The organism is Algibacter agarivorans (assembly GCF_039543245.1).
In the GTDB taxonomy this organism is placed as follows: Bacteria; Bacteroidota; Bacteroidia; order Flavobacteriales; family Flavobacteriaceae; genus Algibacter_G; species Algibacter_G agarivorans.
Genome location: NZ_BAABJJ010000028.1, coordinates 52,145 through 74,667, shown reverse-complemented (window position 1 = coordinate 74,667; position 22,523 = coordinate 52,145). Strand labels below are relative to the sequence as shown.

Genomic DNA, 22,523 nt, shown 5'->3' with positions numbered 1-22,523 from the left:
AGATTTGTCATTTCGACAAAGGAGAAATCACATAACAAGCTTTTAAATTTAGGATGAGATTCCTCCTGCATCGGAATGACAAACAAAAAAAATCCCCTTTCAATGCCGAATCTTTTCGGGAGAAAGGGGATTATAACATGTAGAGAGTTTTTCGGTTTACAGAAAAGTAACCAACCAAATTTTAACCCTAACTTAAAGTTAATCCTGTATACTTACTTGACTCTCTACAATATCTTTAATGGGTACTATTAATTTTCCTTCTTTTGTTTTTATTGTTACCGTTATGCCGTCAATAGATTCAACTTCGCCTTTAATGTTGTTGAACTCTATTTTCTGACCTATTTCGTATGTTTTTCTAGTGTAAAACGTTCTTAATAAATCGCCTACTACTTTTTGAGCTCCAAAACCCAGGGCTAATGCAAAGGCTAATAAAAAAGCCGCTAATATCATAGTGATATTACTTGTTATAATTTCTGTATCAACACCTGCTTGATTTAATGCAGTAATGGAAACAAAGGTTAAAATTAAGAAAAACACCACTTGACTTATTATTTTGGCTCCTGACAAATCCATAGATTCAAAAAATGATTTCAGCCCCTTTTTAACAAGATTTGCTAATATTAATCCAACAGTAAATATGACTAAAGCAGCAAATAATTGTGGTAAATAGCCTAACAAATTACTAATCTGTTCAGAAATCATGGTTAAATTCATGATATCGGATGCCATGATTAATAACATGATATACATAATCCACTTCACAAAATTTGAGACTACTTTTATAGTATCAAAATTTAGCTTTTTACCTTCAACAATCTCTATTTCATTTATAGCATCGTCTAGCTTGTTTGCTTTTGCTAGTTTTAAAGCTTTCTTAATAATTTTCACAACAAGCTTAGTAACTAACCAGCCTACTAATAGGACTATTATAGTTCCAATGATATTCGGAAATATTTTAGATATCTCTAGCCACATAGTTGTTAAAGACTCCATAGCTATATCTTTCCATTCTGTTGCTTTTTCCATTGCTATATTATTTTATTAGGGTTATGTTTGGTTAAAATATTCTATTTGTTTGGTTTTCTGCTTCGCATAACTGTTTCAATAACGTCACCAATATTATATGAAAATAAGGCAGCCAATTCCATAATGAGTTTTGCCATGGCAATATCACTCATAACCTTCGACTTAAGCTCCGGCGGAACTTCTTTAAGTGGTTGGTTTATATGTTTAAATGGATTATCCATTAATTTTGGTTTTCGTTATATACGCTTACAAGCTTATCTTTTGCGCGTTTAATTCTCATTTTAACGGCGCTTTCTCCAATACCTAAAGCACTTTCAATCTCCTTTATTGAAAGAAAATCTTGGTATTTTAATAACAATATCATTTTCTCCTCAGGAGAAATAAGCTCTAATGCCACTTTTAATTTATCCACTTTCATATCCAGAAAACTAGTATCGTCTTCTTCTTCAGAAAGGTTTTCTATATCTTTATAATCAACGGACTGCTTTTCAAATTTCTTAGCCGTATTTCTAGTTACATAATTTACACAATGATTATAAGTAAACGCATACAACCATGTTGAAAATTTCGATTTTCCTTTAAAACTAGATAATTTAACAAAGAGTTTTAAAAATACATCTTGTGTTAAATCTTTAGCTTCATCACCATCCTTTGCAAAACCATAACATTTATTGTACACTAATCCAGCATACCTATCGTACAAAATCTCAAAAAGCATTGTGTCATTTGTTTTCACAATGGCTTCAATCAAATCTTCGTCAGATAGCTTAATAATGTTGTTAAGGGTTTTCAAATTTAGCTTTCGCTATTAGTTTATAATGTTTAAGACACGTACTTTTCTATAAAGTCACATGATTTTCAAAAAAATAAAAATACTGTTTTTTCGTACTAAAAGACATCCAATTTATACGCATTTATTACACAAACTGTTTTTTTATTTCAAAAATAATAAACCTCTTGGCATTACATATTGATAATCAAAATATTAGAATATGATATTAATAAGGATTTACATGGAACACAATTCATGAAAGCTTTTCCCTAAATAAATAAAATTAGAGACGGTTTTTTTTCTTGTGCATTAAGATGAAAGGAAAAGTAACGAGGAATAATACTGCTTTCCTGATGATAATTTGTTTTAATTAGATTGATATTTCTCTTTCTGTTCTAGTTTTTTTTATTCTGTAACTAATCTAAATCGCTCCTTTGTTTCTCTCAAAAATTTTTGATAATTCTTTAACGGTTTTACCTTCAAATAATACAATTCAAGACGACCATCATCTGAAGGAATCCATGGTCTATATGCATAAAACGGAACACGTTTTAGAACACGATATTCTTGTTTATTTTGCACATATTCTAAATATTAAACTTAGGTTTTACCCAACCATTCCATTTACAAACACCTCAATAAAGGTTTTCATTTTATCTAGAATACGCTCCCCTATTTCGCGTGCTTTAAAAATACTTGGTCTATTATCCAAACAATTAAATACTTCATCGCGTAAAGGTTCTCTACCACTGTATATGTAGCTTTTAATTAATGCATTGAACTGCTTTTGATCTAACTGCTCCTCTTCGCAAATCTTACTTATTGCAAGTACCTTTTGCTCTTGCCAATATGTCTCAAATTCATCTTCAATAGCATCAACATCATCAATATGTGGTAAATTTTCTTCAATAAATTTTTCTATTAATTCGCGTTTACTTCTTAAATCTACTTCGCCAGAAAGCATATCGATAATAGCTTTTTTCTGTGCTTTAGCTTCATTCGATTTAGATTGTTTAAGTTTTGAAAGTAACTTAAGAATATATGCGACATTTATTTGATCCCGATGTATGAGTTCTAACTCAAAGTCAATATCATCTAAAATTGATGTTTTATTCGTCTGTCTATCATTTTTAACTTTATCATACAAGTCTAAATACTTGCTTTTATAATCTTCAAAAGATTGTTCATCAATCTGTAAATCTTCCCACTCAAAATCAGCATAAGATTCTAATACATTTTTAGCACGCATTAATTTCCTAAAAGCCTGAATAAACTGAAGTTCTTCTTCTTCACTGGGTAATTCATCGACACTCTGAAAGGTTGGTGTAATTTCTAATAGATTTTTTAACGCCTCATCAAACTTTCCTGCTATAGCTTCATAAGGAGGCATGATAATGTCTTCTATAGCATCTTTATTAGAAAATAAGGTAATAGCATCGTCTGTGGCATTCTTTAAATTACGGAAGCATAAAATATTACCTTGCGATTTCTTTTCACCTAGAATACGATTGGTTCTAGAAAAGGCTTGTATGAGTCCATGGTATTTTAAATTCTTATCCACATAAAGTGTGTTCACTTTTTTTGCATCGAAACCTGTTAACATCATATTGACCACAATAACAATATCTAATCGGTCTTTCTCCTCATTAAAAGTTGTTTTTTCACGGTCTTTTAAACGCTTACTTATGTCTTTAAAATAGTTTTCAAACTGTTGCCCGTCTTTGGTCGAGAAACTCGTGCTGTACATGTCGTTATAATCTGAAATGTATGCGTCTAACTTATCTCTAGTATGACTTGATTGGTATTTTACATTTGGTTCTGCAGCCCTTCTTTCATATTCTCCTGGAATGTAATCTTGAGCATCTTGATCGTCTTCATTAGCGCCATAGGTGAAAATAGTAGCAATCCGTAAATCATGCTCTTTAGCTATTTTTTTGGTTTGAAAAATATCGTAATACTTAATTAAAGTGTCTATACTATTTACTGCAAATAATGATGAATAGTCCTTATTGAATGTTTTCTGGTCATGATAAGCAATAATATAATCCACAATTTTCTCCAGTCGTTTTGGATCAGCATAAACCTCAGCTTTATCAATGGCTTCTACCTCAATATCTATAAACGTATTCCGGTTTTGTTTGTATTTCCCAACATACTCAATACCAAACTTCAATACATTTTGATCCCTAATCGCGTCTGTAATTACATACTTATGCAGGCATGCACCAAACAGGTCTTTAGTTGTTCGTTTTCCTAAATCATTTTTAGACGCATTTTTTGCAAAAATTGGTGTGCCCGTAAAGCCAAAGAGTTGACTGTTTTTAAAATACTCAGAAATACGCCTATGTGTATCTCCAAATTGCGAACGGTGACACTCATCAAAAATAAAGACCACCTTTTTATCCTGTAAATGCTTTAAACCACTTTCAAAATGTGTTTTAGAAATGGCGTTGTTTAACTTCTGAATGGTGGTTAACACCAACTTAGTATCATTAGTTAATTGTTTTACAAGGGCACGTGTATTGTCGGTAACATCTACACTATCTTTTTTAAAACTATTAAACTCATTCATGGTTTGGTAATCTAAATCTTTACGATCTACCACAAAAACCACTTTGTGTATTTTGGGCAAATCCATAATAATTTGGCTTGCCTTAAATGAGGTTAAGGTTTTACCAGAACCCGTAGTATGCCAGATATACCCATTATCATTATTTGTAGAAACTTGTTTAACTAATTGCTCTGCTGCATAAAATTGATAAGGTCGCAATACCATGAGTATTTTGTGGGTCTCGCTATGTACAATGTATTGCGCAATCATTTTCCCTAAATGATTTGGGTTTAAAAAGGCATTAGCGAAATCTGTAAGGTCTGTTATGTTTTTATTGTCTTGAGTAGCCCAAAAGAAGGTCTGCTTAACCGATTGCAGTTTGTTATTTGCCAGATACTTGGTATTGACACCATTACTTATAATAAATAACTGCACATATTGAAACAGGCCATGATTGCTCCAAAATGAATGTTTCTGGTAGCGATTAATTTGATTGAAAGCCTCCTTAATCTCTAATCCTCTGCGTTTTAATTCTATTTGAACTAATGGTAAACCGTTGACCAATAAAGTAACATCATATCGGTTTTTATAAGAGCCCTCTTGGGTGACTTGATTGGTGACTTGATATAAGTTTTGGCTCCAATCCTCATTATTAAAAAACCGCACATATACCACCTCTCCATTTTCTCTGGCAAAACTGAAACGGTCTCTAAGCGTTTTGGCTTTTTCAAACACATTGCCTTTGGCTAAATGATTCAGGATAGCATTGAACTCCTTGTCTGAATAGTTGTTTTTATTAAATGCTTCGAGTTGCGATTTTAAATTGGCAACTAAAGCATCGCCATCCATTATCTTAACGGATGTATAACCTAAACCAACTAATTGATTGATTAGGTTATTTTCTAATATGGCTTCTGATTGATGACTCATTAATTATCTAAAAAAATATCTTGATAGTTGTCTTGTATAGCATTAATCTCATCTTCATTTAATTCTGAAAATTCTTTCTTTAAAGCACGTTTTGAAAGTATACCATCATTTTGTTCCAAAAACCGAACTAAAATAGCAACCATTTTATCTGGCATTTCAAATTCGTTATCGATAAAGTGTTTAAACTCATCATATCGTAACAAATAATTTACCTCTTGCGGAATAACACGATTTAATGTATCATCTACGCAATCATATAAAAATTCGGCTTGTTTGGTCGCATCAAAATATCTATAGAAGTCTATAGTTTCATTTAAAACTTCCACATTATGGCCGTCCGTTTCTTTCCAGGCAATAAAATCTAGTAATGGATGCGAATAACTTTCAAGGGTTATTCTGTAGTCATCAATATGGTCTAGAATCGATGCTGATACCGGAAAAATAACACCTTGTTTCGTAAATTCTTTTTTAGCGAGTATATGATGTATTAAATATCTATGTAAGCGACCATTTCCATCCTCAAAAGGATGTATAAACACAAATCCAAAAGCTATAGAGGCTGATGCCAATACAGCATCATAAGTTGTGTCTTGCATTAACATGTTGGCACTGACCAATCCTCTGAGTAAGGATGGTAAATCCTCATGTTTTGCTGATATATGTTGCGGAATTGCATCACCAGTAGTTCTATCGTGTTCACCTATAAATCCGCCTTCATCTCTTAAACCCAGCTTTACAAACCTAGCATTTTCAATAACGATTTGCTGTAAACGCTCTAATTCTTCAATGCTTAGTGGTTTATTACCAGCTTGCCCAATAGCTTTTCCCCAACGCATGGCTCTATTGGTTCCTGGATTTTCATTCTCTATTGTAAATGAAGCCTTTGAATCTTTTAATAGCAAAAAAGAAGATGCACGTTGTAACACATCTTTATGAATCCCATTTAAGTAGGTGTTTTTTTGCTCTGATAGTTTTGCATTAATATAGGTTTCTAGTTTCTCTGATTTAAATATTAATGGGCAAAACTCTTGTGTACCAGGAAGGTTATTTACTATTTTTTGCCTTGCGACTTCACTACCTTTTATGGCATATTGTAAGTTTTTATCTATTAACGGAATGTATTTACGTTTTTTTAAATCTACATTTATGTCTATTTGTTTTTGTATTAACCATTCATACAGAAACCAAATTTTACGACTGTATTGACCACTGGGCTCAATATGTAATAACTCTATAAGTTTATTTTGATTAATGCTATTAAAAAAAGCTTTAAAAAACAATAGATTAATGCCTTCATATTTTATAGCAAATACTAATTGTTTGTAAAGCGTTTCTTCTGGCTGATAAGATGGTGAGTATACAGACCAACGGTCTGATTGATATTTTTTAGACTTTTGAGCAACAAGTGATAGTCTATGAGGTAGTGGTATTGGTAGTTTTAAACGCTCAATTAGTGCTCCATAACCAACTAAAACACCATCTTCTGGTGCTTGTCTGCCATGAAACGTGTTTATTTTTAGTGAATACTGCTTATTGTCCATTTGTTTTGGTAAAAACTAGTTACATCAAATATATCCAAATAACGTGCGCTAAACAAAAAATATATGCGCAAAATATGATTATTTAAAAAATACATGCGCAATAAATCTAAAAATGATGCGCTACTACTAAAAAATAGGCGCATACTAATTGAATTACAAAATTATACGTGCATACCATAATTACACAAATAGTTGCTGCAACAGCCCTTTTTTAAAGTGTTGCGTTTTTTCTATTTGTGTGTTTACGGTTTCTATTTTTTTATCTATAGCACTTAAATAATTGGCTATTTTTTGTTGTTCTGGTTGCGATGGATATGGAATCATGAATTTCTTCAAATCACTTCCATTAATTGAATTAATAGTAGCACCTAAATTTTTATGTACTTCTTTCTTGTAATCAACAGTATCGAAATAATGAAACAAGAACAAATTGGATGAACTTCTATAAACAGTCATAAAAGCACCAAATGCAACACCAATAGCTTTACCTTTTATTAAAGCATTCTTTCCAATTAATCTTTTGCTACCATTTCTTACACAAATCAGAATGTCATTTTCTTCAACTGGGTTGAATTTATTATCTACTATATTAACGTAAACATTATCATCAAACGTAACTTGTCTGCCATGTACATTGCTTGAACGTAGAACTAAAACACCTTCTTCATTGATATCATCTGGACTGTACGTCAAACCAGAAACAATCTTTCCAACTTCTCCCAATCGTTTCTCCTCCCAATCTGGGTAGGGATTCCCATTCTCATCTTTAAAGCGGAGCTTGCCAGAGAAGAGTTGTTGCATGACGCCTTTTTTGTATTGCTCCAACAAGGCCTTCTTTTTGGTGAGCTGCTGTATTTTTTCATCTACCGCAGATAAAAAGGCAGCTATTTTTTGTTGTTCGGGGAGGGATGGGAAAGATATTTTGTACCCCGATATTTGAGGTGCGGTTAATTGTGGCACTCCAGTACTTTCAATAAATAGATTTAATCTATTAATGGCACACTCGCTGAAATGTATATCTTCATCATTTAACGGTTTTAAGACTAACAATCTTACAATAGGATAAAACCTGTGGTCTCTTGCGTGTGCGATTCCCAAATGAGCACCTCTCCCTGAAATTGTTATCGTGTTTGGTTCAACATTGTAAATATCTGAATATGCATAAAACCCTTTTTCTTTTTTAGCATTTGCATAAATCGGATATTGATATTTCTCTGTTTTTATTTGGCTAACGTGATTTTCATTAATATCTCCACCTGCATTCACTCTATATATTTCCCCTATTTTTTTTGTATTCCAATCTCCTTCAAACTCATTGAATCGTAGTTTAGGAATGCGATTGGCAGATTGCTTCGTCGTACCTCCTCGCCATGACGGTTTGTTATTGCTATGTGTTGTTGCGGTACTCATAAGTTGCACGAAGGATAGAACGGTTTGTTTGAGCTTCCCGAAACAAGTTCGGGACAGGCTATTTTGTTTTTCACATAATAGCGAGTAGTGATAGCCTGACCCTTGTGGTCGTGCCCAAATTTTAATTTATATGTTTTGTTTCTGTTCATTATTTTCTCTTGTTTCGTCATTGCGAGGCACGAAGCAATCTGTTTGTTGTTTACGTTCCATTTCATGAGATTGCTTCGTTCATTTTTTCGTTTCTATCATGAGATTGCCACGTCCTTCGTCCTCGCAATGACAGTTAGAACGGTGTGTCTATATCTAATTGGTTACAGAAATTGGCTATGGTGGCATTGGTAGCTTCCATGTCCGTATTTATGGCTTTGAGTTCCTTAGCAACGGCTGCCAGGTCTACGGGTTCTTCTTCTTCAAAAGTATCTACATAACGTGGTATGTTTAGGTTATAGTCGTTTTCGGCTACGTCTTGCAATGTGGCTACATAGCTGTATTTATCTGTGGTTATGCGGTTGGTGTAGGTATCAATTATTTTATTGATGTCTACCTCTCGCAGCATATTTTGGGTTTTTACTTTCTCGAAATGCTGGCTGGAATCTATAAACAGGATGTTATTTGTATGTTCTCGTTTTTTCTTGAGTACCAAAATACAGGTAGGTATACTGGTGCCATAAAAGATGTTGGCTGGCAAACCTATTACGGCATCGAGGTAGTTGCGGTCTTCTATGAGGTACTTACGGATGTGTCCTTCGGCGGCGCCTCTAAACAATACGCCATGTGGTAGCACGACTGCCATGGTTCCGTTATCATCTAACTGATGTACCATGTGTTGCACAAAGGCAAAATCGGCTTTACTTTTGGGTGCCATTTTACCGTATGCCGAAAAACGGTCGTCGTTAATTATTTTATCGGGTTGCCAATTGGCAGAAAACGGCGGATTGGCTACAATGGCATCAAAACGCATCTCACTGTGTTTTGGCGATGGGTTGACCAAAGTGTCCTCATTATAAATATCGAAGCGTTTGTAATGTACGTTGTGCATGATCATATTCATGCGGCATAAGTTATAGGTGGTTGGGTTGCTTTCTTGACCAAAAAACTCGCTGACTTCTTCTACTTCTTTTGCTACACGTAATAATAGCGACCCTGAACCGCAGGTTGGATCGTATACATTTTTTAGTTTTGTTTTACCTGTGGTTACCAATTTTGCTAATACACTAGATACTTCTTGTGGTGTATAAAACTCGCCTGCCGATTTTCCTGCGCCTGCTGCGAATTTACCAATGAGGTATTCGTAGGCATCGCCCAAGAGATCATTTTCGGTATTGGCAATATCGAAATCGATATCTTCTAAATGGGATAGTACTTTTACAATGAGTTCGTTTTTGTCGTTTTCAGATTTTCCGAGTTTTGAGCTGGTTAAATCTAAATCTTCAAAGAGGTTACCGAAATCTTCTTCACTCTCTGAACCCATGGTACTTTGCTCGATATGATTTAGCACTGCGGCTAAATCGCCCAAAATGAAGTTGTTCTTTCCGCCTGCGTTTCCTCTCCTGGCTAGTTCTGAGAACAATTCTGATGGTAATAGGAAATAGCCTAGTTTATCTAAGGCTTCATCTTTTATAGCGCTTAATAGGGCTTCGCTTTCTGGGTGTTTCTCGGCATCTTGGTATATAATGCCATCGGGCTTTAAAATTTCGTTGGCGTAGAGATCCATTTTTCTACTTAAGTATTTGTAAAAAATAAAGCCTAGTATATAATCTCTAAAATCGTCGGCATCCATTTTACCACGTAGGGTATTGGCGATGTTCCAGAGTTGTTGTTCGAGTTTTTGTTTTTGTTCGGTCATTTATGGATTCGTAACTATTATTATATACAATAGCGACCTCCTGAGGTCGCTATTACTAATTAATTTAAGAGAATGTTTAAAGTTAATAAAGAATTTGAAAACCACCGCATTTAGTTAGATTTTCTTATGTTTTAAATTATATTAATCATTATCAAAAAAGTATTCGTGGATATCTATAATATCACCTCTACCCATTTGAACTAGATCTCTTGTGTCTTTTAAAAAGATGCCTAAAGAACGTTCGTTATACAATAGCTTCATTTCAGAAGAATAATCGGTTACTACATACATATCGCCTGTTAATTTAAAAAACGGGATTACCAATTTGCTTTTTACTTTTATACCCTTGTTAACCACCTTACCCTCTAATAGTGTTTTATTAAGTGCTGATTCGTCTTTTTCATCTGAGGATACTTTTACGTAAGCAATCATCATGTTCATCCACTCTACATCATCAACGAGATACCATCTGACTTTATCAAAATCAATACCGCTTTGATTAAGCCATCCATGACTTGTAAACCCAAAAAGCACTTGTTTTTTTCCATCAAGTTCTGGATCCATAGCAGGATTAAACTCTTGTATTTTATACGTAATAACGGATGTTGAAGACATGTCTTTCATTTTTTTACCGTTAAAAGCCAGTGTTTTTAATGAAAAACTCTCTAATTCCGGTCTATTGGATAATACCCATTGCGTTGCTCTTAACTCGGCTTGCTCTTTCATTTGCTCCACCGCAGCAATTCCAGCTCCAATAGCAAGGAGTCCTCCCGCTACTGCGGCTACCGCAGCACCATCTTTTTGGGCTACTGATTGTTTAGGAATTAAAAAAGCCATAACAACACATAGTAATACTAGTTTTCTCATAATAAAGTTAAGTTTAATTAAGCACGAATGTAATTTGACAAATGAACGTAAATTATGACATAAATCATAATAAAATCCTTCATTTAAACTTAAAGCGTTACTAATTTTTAGCGCATACAAGCTAAATTATCCTTAAATTAGTGTACATCAATTTATTACACTAAAATTTGAAAAGACACTATAACATTATTATTGCAGGCGCAGGTGGTATTGCGGAAGCCGCAGGACTTATTTTGGCTGAGTGGAGCACTGTAACACCAACTATTTATATTGGTAATCGTACGCTCTCAAAAGCTCAAAACGTTGCCCAATGGATTATGAAAGGCACTACCAAACCTTGTAAAGTGATTGCGTTTCATTTGGATCCCTTACATATTACGGACGATGTAAAAACCATTTTTAAAAATGGTGATGCCCTACTCGATTGTTTACCTGGAAGTTTAGCGCCTACCATGGCGGAATATGCAAAAAACAATAAGCTCTATTATGCCAACCTCACCGAATATGTAGCAGAAACAAACCAAATAATAGAAATGTCCAAAAATGCCAAGATAGGATTTGTTTTGCAAACAGGTCTGGCTCCTGGTTATATTGATGTTCTGGCACATTTTATGTACCAAGAATTTTGCAAGCAATACAAAGTTGATCAGGTAAATACACTAGAATTTAAAGTCGGTGCACTCACCAATCATGCCGTAGCACCACATTTTTATGGTTTTACTTGGAGTCCTGTTGGTGTGGCAACGGAATATTTAAAGGACTGTATCGTTATTCGAGATTTTAAAAAAACATCCCGACCTGCCCTTTCCGAAAGAAGTGTTATAATAATTAACGGGATTACTTATGAAGAAGACCTCACTTCTGGTGGTGCAGCAGACCTTCCTGATGCCTTGAGTGGGAAAGTACAACATATGGATTATAAAACTTTACGACACCGAGGTCATTATAGCTGGGTTGATAAGCAGCTAAAAGGTTTAAAAAACACTAAAGATCCCATTTCCAGTTTACAAAAAATTATGCAAGACGAAATTCCACATATCGAAGACGACCAAATTATAATCTATGCAGCCGTAGAAGGCAAGGACTCCAAAGGGGGCTTACGCCGTTGGGAAATCGCTAAACATATTCGGCCACAACAAGTTGGCAAGCATACCTTACGAGCTATCCAAACTACCACTGCTGCACCATTAGTACAGGCCGTTCTATGGTTACTGGAAACCAAACCTCAAGGCGTTATACTCCAAAGTCAGTTAGATGCCAAAACATTTTTAAATGGTGAATTTATAGTTCCTGTTTATGGAATGATTTAATGAACACAATCTGGAAAAGCTTAGGTTAATAAGTCTGATGAATTAAAATATTTTACTGCAATTTGAATACTTATTGAAACTTATAAAACACCCTATGATACTATATAATAAAGAAGTATAACTACAAAAGAAGAATTTTTGAAATAATTGGCTTTTCAAGAGTAGTATCATTTTATCATAATTTATTTTAGTCCATAAATAAAATATAACCGTCTTTACTTACAAATAATCCTATCATTTTAGTAGTTGTTTACTTAAATATTAAAACAAAAAGGTTAAATTAACAGGGTTATTCACATATGATATTCATCATTGTTTACTACAATTAAAATAATTAATTTGACATCTCCCCTAGTACTTCATGGATTTCAATTATTGCAAAGTTAAACGGTTAAACATAGATTCTTTTGAGATTTATGCAAATATTTTAATCAATTTCCTCAAAATAAAATGCAATTATCGGAAAGTCACTTGTCCTTTTATAAGGTATAGAAACAGAATTAAGGAGGTGAAAAAAACTAAATCTCAGTTAAGAGAAACATTAATTTAAAACAATGAGACTATGAATCTTCTTCAAAAAAACCAGACAATTTCAGCACTTATTGTCTTACTATTGACCATTGCTGTATACTCATGTAGAAAATACTACATTGATCATGGATTTCGTGAAACCTATACAAATGTTAATGAAGTTATTCATAAAGACTCTACAAAAATGCCATTCTTTAAAGTCCACTTTAAAAACGGGAATGTTAGTCTATTAGATACTTGGTCTTTAAACAATGGCAAAGACACTATAACCGGAAATGGTACTTTATATGATTTTAACAGAAACACGCTACATACTGGTGAATTACATTTAACCATAAATGACATAGCAATCATTGAAACCAATGAGTACTCTAAAATCCTAACTAAAGACAATGATAAAATTGCAGCACTTAGTATTCTTACAGGGGCTAATGCAATACTCAATGTGGTTTGTATTACAAATCCAAAAGCCTGCTTTGGCTCATGCCCTACATTTTATGTTGATGGACAAACATTACTTCATAACGCACAAGCAGAAGGGTTTTCTAGCTCGATTTCGCCTTCATTGGAAAGGCAAGATTTGGATGCTTTACAATATGCTACTTCTAGTGATGAATTTTTGTTGATCATGAAAAACGAAGCCTTTGAAACACACATGATTAACGAACTATACATTCAAGCTGTACCAAAAAATAAAAATGACCATGTATTTCAAGACAAACACGGATCATTCTACCAATGTGGCAATCTACTTAACGCATCGCTTGCTACAGTTAACAACACAAACATAGCATCCAGGATAAACACCATTGATGAAGCCGAATATTTCTCATTAACTGACCCAAACAAACTAGAAACAAAAGAGGAAATTATTTTGGAATACCAAGGATTGTCAACTAATAATTACGGATTAGTAATCAATTTTAGACAAACATTATTAACTACTTTTTTACTCTATAATGGCATCTCTTATATGGGTGATGAGGTTGGAGATTATTTTTCTAAAATTGAAACTAACGAATTTATAAAACAAAAACTAAGCAATCCATTTAAACGGCTTGGTAAAATAAAATTATCCGTTTGGAACGAAGAATTAAAGATCTGGCAGTTTATAGAGGAATTATATGAAACAGGGCCCATAGCCAAAAACTTAGTAATTGCCCCCCTAAACAACATAAACCAAACAAATAACAAAATAAAAATAAAAATAGAAATGACTAAAGGTTTGTGGCGGATAGATTTATTAGCCCTAACCACCATAAAATCTGAAACTGAACCATATACTATTTATCCCAATACCTTAGATATAGTTAATGGCAACGCTTACACTATATCTGATATAGCAAAGGATGATCATTACTATCTTATATCATTTCCTGGGAACGAATTTAGATTTAAGTTCAAGCTCCCAGAATTAAATAACAAAGACGAGTTTGAGCTCTTTCTTTCATCGAAAGGGTACTATTTAGAATGGATAAGAAAAAGCTGGCTTAAAGATAAAAACCTTTCTAAATTGAAAAAAATGCTTTTGAATGATGATAAAACTTGGAACGAACTTGCTCAGGAATTTAAAGCCATGGAAGATGGAATGGAATCTGTTTTCTGGAACTCAAAATTTACTAATATTCAATAAACAGATCATGAAAAATTATATCATATTACTATGTACAGCATCATTTTTATTAGCTTGTAGCTCTCCAAAGCATGTAACAACACCCCAAAATCTTAAATATAAGGTCAATGGTTTTTATGCCAAAGCGGACGTAAATGGTAGCCATAAAGATGTATCTGGTGAAATCATTGAAGTAAGTAAAAACGAAATTAAGCTATTGCAAGAAGGCACTTTGCAGCCACTTCAGAAAGATATGATACAATCTTGTGTAATCTCAGTTTCCTTAACCGTAAATAACCCTAAAAAAATTAATACTTGGGCTAGTCTTGTTAATATAGCTTCCCTCGGACATGGTGTATTTGGAATAATTTCGCTTCCAATTAATCTTGGCGTAACTGCATCCATAACAAATTCTAAATATGACTTAAAATATCCGGATAATATATCTTGGGATGAAATATATAAGTTTGCTAGATTTCCGCAAGGAATCCCCAATGACCTTGACACAAAAAAGTTACAATAAACACGAGTTACAATTATTAAAAATATCACCTTTTTTTCTTTTTATTATGAACTATTATACTGCTTTTAAATTATTATTTAAATAACCAATAGTGAACACAAAACTGAACACGTTTTGGAACGCAATTTAGAACATAAGCATTCGGCAAGCCCTATAAATAGGTTTAGGATGTTTTTTTTAAATCCCTTCACAACTCGGAGGTCGCGAGATTGTGCCCATTCTCGCGACAAGATTAAAGTATACAAAAACAGCGGCTTAGCCTTTACTAAATCGTTTTTTTATGTTTACTACCGAACAAATACTAACATTTGCATACGAAAGTGAACGCGATAGTGCATAATGATTGCCATGACACACAACCTTAAAAAGTATAGCTTAGCTATATAAGGCTACTATTTGTTTTTTCTATTTTGAGATGTAGAACTCTAAATTTCAAAATGAAAAGGTAAATCAAAATATACCAAAAAAGAAAATCGCCTAAAAATTGCTTTTTAGACGACCTCTAATATTGAACTCCTTATTATAGACTCCTGACTGCTTCAAGAAATCAACTTATATATGTAACGCTCTATCTTCAGTAGCTGCTAAAGCCGCTTCTTTAATAGCCTCTGTAAATGTTGGATGCGCATGGGACATACGAGATACATCTTCAGCAGATGCTCTGAACTCCATAGCCACCACTGCTTCAGCAATCATATCTGCAGCACGAGCACCAATCATATGTACGCCTAAAATTTCATCTGTAGTTTTATCAGCAAGGATTTTCACAAAACCATCTAAATCCATACTGGCTCTACTTCTACCTAAGGCACGCATTGGGAACGAACCAACTTTATAATCGACACCTGCTTCTTTAAGCTGCTCTTCTGTTTTACCAACAGCAGCTACTTCTGGCCAAGTATAAACCACGCCAGGAATTAAGTTATAATCGATATGTGGTTTTTGTCCTGCTAAAGTTTCTGCTACAAAAACACCTTCTTCTTCCGCTTTATGCGCTAACATAGCACCTTTTACCACATCGCCAATAGCGTAAATATTTGAAGCCGATGTTTGTAAATGGGCATTGACTTCAACCTGTCCACGGTCTGTTAATTTCACACCAGCCGCTTCAGCATTTAAACCATCTGTATAAGGTTTTCGACCAACAGACACTAAACAATAATCGCCTTTAAATTCTACTTCTTCGCCTTTTTTGTTATCTGCTTTCACAATAACCTCATTACCAACACGCTCAACAGATTTCACTTTGTGAGATACTTGCATTTTAAACTTAGCCTTTTTGAAAACCTTATTTAATTCTTTAGATAAACCAGCATCCATTGTTGGAATGATTCTATCCAGATACTCTACAACAGTAACCTCAGCGCCTAAACGTCTGTAAACCTGTCCTAATTCTAAACCAATGACACCACCTCCAATAACAATCATGTGTTTCGGGATTTCTTTAAGCTTTAAAGCTTCAGTTGATGTAATAATTCTTTCTTTATCAAGCGTTATAAATGGCAAGTTTGATGGTTTGCTACCTGTTGCTATAATGGTATTTTTTGCCTCAATTTCTGTAGATTCATCCCCAGAGATAGTGATATGTGTTGCATCTTTAAAACTTCCTAAACCTTGATAAACATCAATATTATTTTTCTTCATTAAGAAATCAATACCGCCTGTAGTTTGGTCTACAACCGCTTGTTTACGAGCAATCATTTTTTCCAAATTCACTTTAACATCGCCTGGGATTTCAATACCATGTTCTTCAAAATGTTTTACAGCATCATCATAATGATGAGAAGAATCTAAAAGGGCTTTACTTGGGATACAACCTACATTTAAACAGGTGCCGCCAAGTGTTGCATATTTTTCTATAATGGCAGTTTTCATGCCTAATTGCGCGCAACGTATAGCTGCAACATAGCCTCCAGGACCCGAGCCAATAACGGCTACATCGTATGAATTCATATAATAATTTTGAAGTGTTTTATTTAAATCGAAAAACAAAAATACGAATTTTGATTCACTCAATCCCAATGGTCTTTAGCATTATTTTTGTATCTTTTAAGAACTATAACCACTTAAATATTTTACATCATGGAAGATCATACGTACAAAAAAATTGAAATTGTTGGAACATCGGAAACATCGAGCGATGATGCCATACAAAATGCCATAGCAAAAGCCGCAAAATCGATACAAAACTTGCGATGGTTTGAAATAACAGATTCTAGAGGTAGTATAAAAAACGGAAAAGTTGAACATTGGCAGGTTACCATTAAATTGGGCTTTACCATGAAATAGTGTAGCATAACGAAAGTGTACTTTAGTTTCCTGTTTTTAGCAACTAAATCATGAATTTGGTTGATTCGGTGCTTTTGGTACTAAATCATTTTTTAATAATATCGGTTAAAACCCACTCTAACTCGGTATCGATATTCTCATTTCTATCTTTTACTGATGGCGTAATCTTTACATCTGGCTTAACACCATAACCATCTGGTTCTTGTTTATAAGGTGCTTCTATTTGCATTAAACCCATTCTAATTTTAAGCTTAGTGGCCGGCAATCGATAAATTTTATATATACCGGCAACACAGCCATTAAAGGCCCCACCTGTTTCTTCTCCAACAAAAGTGGCTCTTTTTGTGGCTTTTAAATGTGTAGAAAGCAATGAGGACGCAGAAAACGAATTTCCATTTATCAATACATATAGTTTTCCTTGATAGTTTAATGGATTAGGCGCTCTTACTTTAGATTCTTTAAACTTATAATAAAGCTTCCCTTCTTTCTTTTTAACCTTTATTAAATTCTGTGCAATAAAAATTGGCGATAGCAAGCCCCCTAAAACCTTTAAGCCATTAGGTGTTGTATTACTCATAAAAAACTTTAAAAAAGGAATTCTACTGTTCACTTCACTTTCGCTAATAAATTGATAATCCTGATCTGTTAAATATGAATATAATCTATCAATTTCCGCAATGCGTCCACCGCCGTTATCTCTTAAATCTAGAACGAAATACTTGGTTTTAGCAGAATCTAATTTCGCAAAACTTTCTTTATAAAACTTTTTATAATGACCTTTGGTAAAACTTCTTAGCTTCATAAATGCAATGGCGCTATCGGTTCCTATAAAATCAAAATTTCTGTTGTATTGTTTTCTTTTACTTAAATAACCGTACTTTTTATCGTCTTTCCTTTTCTTCTTTTTAGCTATTCTCTTTGATTTCTTTTCGGTTTTGGTTAATTTTTTTGGAGTAACTTTTTTATTAGAAATAGCATCTGTTTCATTTTTATTTTCTCCTTTAGGAATTCTTCTAAAAGTCTTAATAAATACTGAATCTTTATTTTTAAAAGTGATATTCAAGCTGTCTAAAAACCCTTTGTCTTTATAATATAATGTTGAAAATACTTTTCCAACTGCTCTATTATACATGGTTGTATTATAACCATCGGATGCAAAACGTTTTTTGTAGATGTCAACTAATTTTGAAGCAGGTTCTCCATCAATACTAACAACTTCACTCCCTGTTAGTGTAGAATCTTTTCCTCTAGTATTTTTAACCCAAAGTTTATTTTCTAAATACTCAAAATCCAAATCATAAAATTCAAACTTTTTCTTAAGAAGCAATTTACGTTCTTTTCTTGAAAACGCCTTAGTAGCAGAACTTACAGACACATGACCTTGCTTAACATTGGTTACAACTGGTGCTAATTTTTTATAAAACTCGCGTGATGCAATAGGTCTGTCTATTGACTTTTTTAGACTATCAAATTTAAATTCCAAATCGGTTTTTGAAACATATTGATACAGTTTCGGATGATGCCTTTGCAACTGTTTATATAATTTATCTATGTCATTATGCAAATCTTCAACAGAATGCAATGCATTAATCTGGTCATTATATTTTTTAACACTACCGCAAGACCATAGTAGTATCAAAATTGCAGTAACCAAAAACAGTTTTTTCATATATGCTAAAATAACAGTAATTATATCAATCTTAAACGGATTAATCTTTCTTTAACTTTTAAATATAACGCTAACACATTAAAATCAACAGCTTTTTTTTCTAGCCACGAATACACGAATTATAAAGAACAAATGAGCTTAGCTGATTTAAAATTTGTAAAACCTGCCAGCCGGCAGACTGGTAATTCTATAAAAATAATCACACGAATTGAAAAATCTAAAGATTTTTCTATTCGTGAATATTAGCGACATTCGTGGCTTAATATTTTTAATGCGTTTGTTCTGCTTTTAAACAACGTTAAATGAAATTCTCACAATAAATTATGTAATTTTGTGCTTCATGCAAAAGAACATCAACATACAAAACAAAAAAGCACGCTTTCTATATGAAATTTTAGATAAGTATACCGCTGGTATTGTATTAACGGGAACTGAAATAAAATCCATTAGAAGCAGTAAAGCATCTATTGCTGAAAGCTTCTGCGAGTTTAGTGAAAATGGCGAGCTTTTTGTGGTGAATATGACTATTCAAGAATATGCTTTTGGCAATTACTACAACCACAAACCTAAAGCGACTAGAAAGTTGCTTTTAAATAAAAAAGAGCTTAAAAAATTAAATAAAGAAGTTCAAAACACGGGACTTACGATTATTCCGTTACGTTTATTTATAAACGACAAAGGCTTTGCTAAACTTGACATAGCGTTAGCAAAAGGTAAAAAAATATTCGATAAACGTGAAACCATAAAGGACAGAGACAACAAGCGCGACCTAGATAGAATCAAGAAAGCTTATAAATAATTTAAGTATTTCTTATCGCTACATGACTATGCTAATTTGCAATCATTAAAAAAAAAATTCTCATGCAAAAACTACTTACTCTTTTATTAATATCTTTCATTACCATTAATTTACAAGCTCAAGAGAAATCCAATAAGGATAATTTAGAAGAAACTGTTGAGTTTACCATAGATAGCACACTTGTTTTATCATTAGACAGTACTATTAAAACGTTATATGCTGTTATTTCTGGTGAAAAAGAAGAACAAAGAAACTGGAAGCAATTTAAGTATTTATTCAAACCTGACGCCAAATTAATTCCTTCAGGAAAAAATAACGCTGGCATTTACCAAGTGCGTTATATGTCGCCTCAAGATTATATTAAAAGTTCTGGTAAATGGCTCATTGAGAATGGTTTTTTCGAAAAGGAAATCCATAGAAAAGTGGATACTTTCGGAAACATCACACAAGTATTTAGTAGTTATGAATCCTTTCATAGTGAAGCAGATGAAAAACCTTTTATGCGAGGGATTAATAGCATTCAACTCTTAAATGATGGCGAGCGATGGTGGATTATTAATATTTATTGGGCGCAAGAGAGTGATAATAACCTTATCCCTGATGATTATCTTAAAAATTAAAAATATTTTATCACGCTAAGACAAACTGTAGACTGAAAACTTTTTTATCGCGCTAAGACTCAAAGGCGCAAAGCGACACGCAACTCACTGTTAAAAGGGGCGCACTGTTTTTTTTCTTATGAAACTATACATCTTAATCTTCAACGTGAACAACTGAATACTGAGACTGAGACTGAGACTGCAAACTAATTCTTATCCTCCAATAAAGGCACAAATCTAAACTCACCAAATTCTTCTTTTTCAAATTCTTTTGGTCCTTTTCTGGTAAACATAGTCATCACTTGCACATCGTCTCCAACAGGGATGACAAGCCTTCCTCCTATTTTCAACTGACTCAATAAAGGCTTAGGAACAAAAGGCGCTCCAGCTGTTACAATAATACCATCAAAAGGCGCTTCTTCTTCAAGACCAATATATCCATCGCCAAAAATGAGTTTTTTAGCACGGTACCCTAACTTGGGCAAAAATTTACTCGTTTTTTTAAACAATTCGTTTTGGCGTTCTATACTATAAACCTTAGCCCCCAATTCGCAAAGAACAGCAGTCTGATAACCACTACCTGTACCAATTTCAAGGATTTTATCACCTTTTTTTATTTTTAATAATTCAGATTGAAAAGCTACGGTATAAGGTTGAGAAATAGTTTGATCGGCACCAATAGGAAACGCTTTATCTTGGTAGGCGTGATCCAAAAAACTAGAATCCATAAATAAATGCCTTGGTATTTTCCCAATGGCTTTCAAAACAGCGCTATCTGTTATACCTTTGTTCTTTAATATATTAACAAGTTGTTGTCGTAATCCTTGATGCTTAAAAGTGTCTTTCAATTTTGATGGGGTTTGGTTTGCTAAAATTAGGTAAACATTTTTAAGCTTGAAACAATTTCTTTAGAAATTAATTTTCCTATTTTTAATGTGAAAAATTAGCATTATTAATGCTATTTTTGTTTAAAACGTAAAATTATGCTGAAAGCAGGTGTACTTGGTGCTGGTCACTTAGGAAAAATTCATTTAAGACTTCTTAATCAATCGGAAAAATATGACCTCGTTGGGTTTTATGATGCTGATGAAACTAACGGTAAGAAAGTCGAATCTGAATTTGGATATAAATTTTTCAATTCTATCGAATCACTTATTGATGCTGTTGATATGGTTGACATTGTAACGCCAACGCTTTCTCATTATGATTGTGCAAAACAAGCTATTTCCAAAGGCAAGCACATTTTTATTGAAAAACCTATTACCAATACGGTAGAAGAAGCTGAACATATTAGAGAACTTCTATCTGAACATAATTTACGTGGGCAAGTAGGACACGTTGAGCGTTTTAATCCAGCATTTTTAGCGGTTAAAGACGATATTAAATCTCCTATGTTTATTGAAACACATCGTTTGGCAGAATTTAATCCAAGAGGAACAGATGTGCCTGTGGTTTTAGATTTAATGATTCATGATATTGATATTATTTTGAGTATCGTAAAATCTAAAGTTAAAAATGTTTCAGCTAGTGGTGTTGCCGTTATTAGCGATACTCCAGATATTGCCAATGCTAGATTAGAGTTTGAAAATGGCTGTGTGGCAAACCTAACGGCTAGTAGAATTTCACTTAAAAAAATGCGTAAAGCACGTTTCTTTCAAAAGGACGCTTATATTTCTGTTGATTTTTTAGAAAAAAAATGTGAAGTTGTAAAAATGAAAGATGCGCCACAAAACCCAGGAGATTTTGATATGATTTTACAAAATGCTGAAGGCGTTAAAAAACAGATTTATTTTGATAACCCACCTGTACCAGACAACAATTCTATTTTAGATGAATTAGAAACTTTTGCAGATTCTATAAATAACAATACCACACCCGTTGTAACGCTACATGATGGCACCGAAGCATTACGTGTTGCTACACAGATAATTGGTTGTTTTTAAATAAAGCTGAAAACAATTAAGAACATGTAAACTAAAAAATCGGCACATGGAAAAAATTTGGGCAATAGGAATAACCATATTGATTTTTTTAGTAATCACTTTTCTTTATTGGAAGCTTACTAGAGGTTATGCAAAAAAAGAATATGGTAAAAAGATGTGGACACAATGGGGAACGCGAACTTTTTATTGGACAGGTGCATTAATGATTTCTGGTGGACTTACAGTTCTAATCATTTTTCTTTTAAATTCGGCAAATATTTTGACTTTTTAGAAGTTTTAAAAACATGATAAAAGATTCCCTTCTT

20 protein-coding genes are annotated in these 22,523 nt (G+C 33.4%); 8 read left to right on the top strand and 12 right to left on the bottom strand.

Annotated elements, in window-relative coordinates; all coding sequences use genetic code 11:
* Positions 1–198: 198 nt before the first annotated feature.
* From ABD935_RS09315 to ABD935_RS09275, 9 genes are all read right to left on the bottom strand, one after another.
* Positions 199–1,026: a mechanosensitive ion channel family protein gene (locus tag ABD935_RS09315; RefSeq protein WP_345191626.1), complete on the bottom strand. Its 828-nt coding sequence runs from the start codon at positions 1,024–1,026 to the stop codon at positions 199–201.
* A 41-nt stretch (positions 1,027–1,067) separates the two neighbouring features.
* Positions 1,068–1,247 (bottom strand): hypothetical protein, encoded by a 180-nt coding sequence (locus ABD935_RS09310; RefSeq protein WP_345191625.1) that lies wholly within the window; start codon positions 1,245–1,247, stop codon positions 1,068–1,070.
* Positions 1,247–1,819 carry an RNA polymerase sigma factor gene (locus ABD935_RS09305; protein WP_345191624.1) on the bottom strand — a complete coding sequence of 191 codons (573 nt, stop codon included), beginning with the start codon at positions 1,817–1,819 and terminating at the stop codon, positions 1,247–1,249. The genes ABD935_RS09310 and ABD935_RS09305 overlap by 1 nt, the downstream gene beginning before the upstream one ends.
* A gap of 384 nt (positions 1,820–2,203) precedes the next feature.
* Positions 2,204–2,380 carry a hypothetical protein gene (locus ABD935_RS09300; protein WP_345191622.1) on the bottom strand — a complete coding sequence of 59 codons (177 nt, stop codon included), beginning with the start codon at positions 2,378–2,380 and terminating at the stop codon, positions 2,204–2,206.
* 25 nt (positions 2,381–2,405) lie between these two features.
* Positions 2,406–5,279: a type I restriction endonuclease subunit R gene (locus ABD935_RS09295; RefSeq protein ID WP_345191620.1), complete on the bottom strand. Its 2,874-nt coding sequence runs from the start codon at positions 5,277–5,279 to the stop codon at positions 2,406–2,408.
* Positions 5,279–6,820: a Fic family protein gene (locus tag ABD935_RS09290; protein WP_345191619.1), complete on the bottom strand. Its 1,542-nt coding sequence runs from the start codon at positions 6,818–6,820 to the stop codon at positions 5,279–5,281. Before ABD935_RS09290 ends, ABD935_RS09295 begins: the two co-directional genes overlap by 1 nt.
* Positions 6,821–7,000: 180 nt before the next feature.
* On the bottom strand, positions 7,001–8,230 hold the full coding sequence (locus tag ABD935_RS09285) for a restriction endonuclease subunit S (RefSeq protein ID WP_345191618.1): 1,230 nt from the start codon (positions 8,228–8,230) through the stop codon (positions 7,001–7,003).
* A gap of 283 nt (positions 8,231–8,513) precedes the next feature.
* The gene (locus tag ABD935_RS09280) at positions 8,514–10,076 is read right to left on the bottom strand and encodes a type I restriction-modification system subunit M (RefSeq protein WP_345191617.1); all 1,563 of its coding nucleotides are present in this window, start codon (positions 10,074–10,076) and stop codon (positions 8,514–8,516) included.
* A gap of 141 nt (positions 10,077–10,217) precedes the next feature.
* Positions 10,218–10,943: a hypothetical protein gene (locus tag ABD935_RS09275; RefSeq protein WP_345191616.1), complete on the bottom strand. Its 726-nt coding sequence runs from the start codon at positions 10,941–10,943 to the stop codon at positions 10,218–10,220.
* A 167-nt stretch (positions 10,944–11,110) separates the two neighbouring features.
* On the opposite strand from ABD935_RS09275, the gene ABD935_RS09270 reads away from it, so the two are divergent.
* The 3 genes from ABD935_RS09270 to ABD935_RS09260 all read left to right on the top strand — a co-directional run bounded on the left by ABD935_RS09270 (position 11,111) and on the right by ABD935_RS09260 (position 14,919).
* Positions 11,111–12,253, top strand: a complete 1,143-nt coding sequence (locus ABD935_RS09270) for a saccharopine dehydrogenase family protein (protein WP_345191614.1) — start codon at positions 11,111–11,113, stop codon at positions 12,251–12,253.
* Positions 12,254–12,815: 562 nt separating this feature from the next.
* Entirely contained in the window at positions 12,816–14,417 is a 1,602-nt protein-coding gene (locus tag ABD935_RS09265) for a hypothetical protein (protein ID WP_345191612.1), read from the top strand.
* A gap of 7 nt (positions 14,418–14,424) precedes the next feature.
* A complete protein-coding gene (locus tag ABD935_RS09260) occupies positions 14,425–14,919 on the top strand; it encodes a hypothetical protein (protein WP_345191611.1) in 495 nt (164 codons plus the stop codon).
* Positions 14,920–15,471: 552 nt separating this feature from the next.
* Here the strand turns inward: ABD935_RS09260 and lpdA are convergent.
* Entirely contained in the window at positions 15,472–16,872 is a 1,401-nt protein-coding gene (gene lpdA, locus ABD935_RS09255) for a dihydrolipoyl dehydrogenase (protein ID WP_345191610.1), read from the bottom strand.
* Between the two features lie 129 nt (positions 16,873–17,001).
* Between lpdA and ABD935_RS09250 the strand changes: the two genes are divergently transcribed.
* Positions 17,002–17,208 (top strand): dodecin, encoded by a 207-nt coding sequence (locus ABD935_RS09250; protein ID WP_425550213.1) that lies wholly within the window; start codon positions 17,002–17,004, stop codon positions 17,206–17,208.
* Positions 17,209–17,293: 85 nt separating this feature from the next.
* Here the strand turns inward: ABD935_RS09250 and ABD935_RS09245 are convergent, their stop codons facing one another.
* Entirely contained in the window at positions 17,294–18,877 is a 1,584-nt protein-coding gene (locus tag ABD935_RS09245) for a S41 family peptidase (protein ID WP_345191609.1), read from the bottom strand.
* 340 nt (positions 18,878–19,217) lie between these two features.
* Here ABD935_RS09245 and smpB point away from each other — a divergent pair, with 340 nt between their 5' ends.
* Positions 19,218–19,676, top strand: coding sequence for an SsrA-binding protein SmpB (gene smpB, locus ABD935_RS09240; RefSeq protein WP_345191608.1), 459 nt, complete (start codon positions 19,218–19,220; stop codon positions 19,674–19,676).
* A 62-nt stretch (positions 19,677–19,738) separates the two neighbouring features.
* On the top strand, positions 19,739–20,296 hold the full coding sequence (locus ABD935_RS09235; RefSeq protein ID WP_345191607.1) for a hypothetical protein: 558 nt from the start codon (positions 19,739–19,741) through the stop codon (positions 20,294–20,296).
* 185 nt (positions 20,297–20,481) lie between these two features.
* Here ABD935_RS09235 and ABD935_RS09230 read toward each other — a convergent pair whose 3' ends face one another.
* Complete coding sequence (locus tag ABD935_RS09230; protein ID WP_345191606.1) at positions 20,482–21,123, bottom strand: protein-L-isoaspartate(D-aspartate) O-methyltransferase; 642 nt, start codon at positions 21,121–21,123, stop codon at positions 20,482–20,484.
* A gap of 135 nt (positions 21,124–21,258) precedes the next feature.
* Here ABD935_RS09230 and ABD935_RS09225 point away from each other — a divergent pair, with 135 nt between their 5' ends.
* On the top strand, positions 21,259–22,218 hold the full coding sequence (locus ABD935_RS09225) for a Gfo/Idh/MocA family protein (RefSeq protein WP_345191604.1): 960 nt from the start codon (positions 21,259–21,261) through the stop codon (positions 22,216–22,218).
* Between the two features lie 46 nt (positions 22,219–22,264).
* On the top strand, positions 22,265–22,489 hold the full coding sequence (locus ABD935_RS09220) for a hypothetical protein (RefSeq protein WP_345191603.1): 225 nt from the start codon (positions 22,265–22,267) through the stop codon (positions 22,487–22,489).
* The last annotated feature ends 34 nt before the right edge of the window (positions 22,490–22,523 follow it).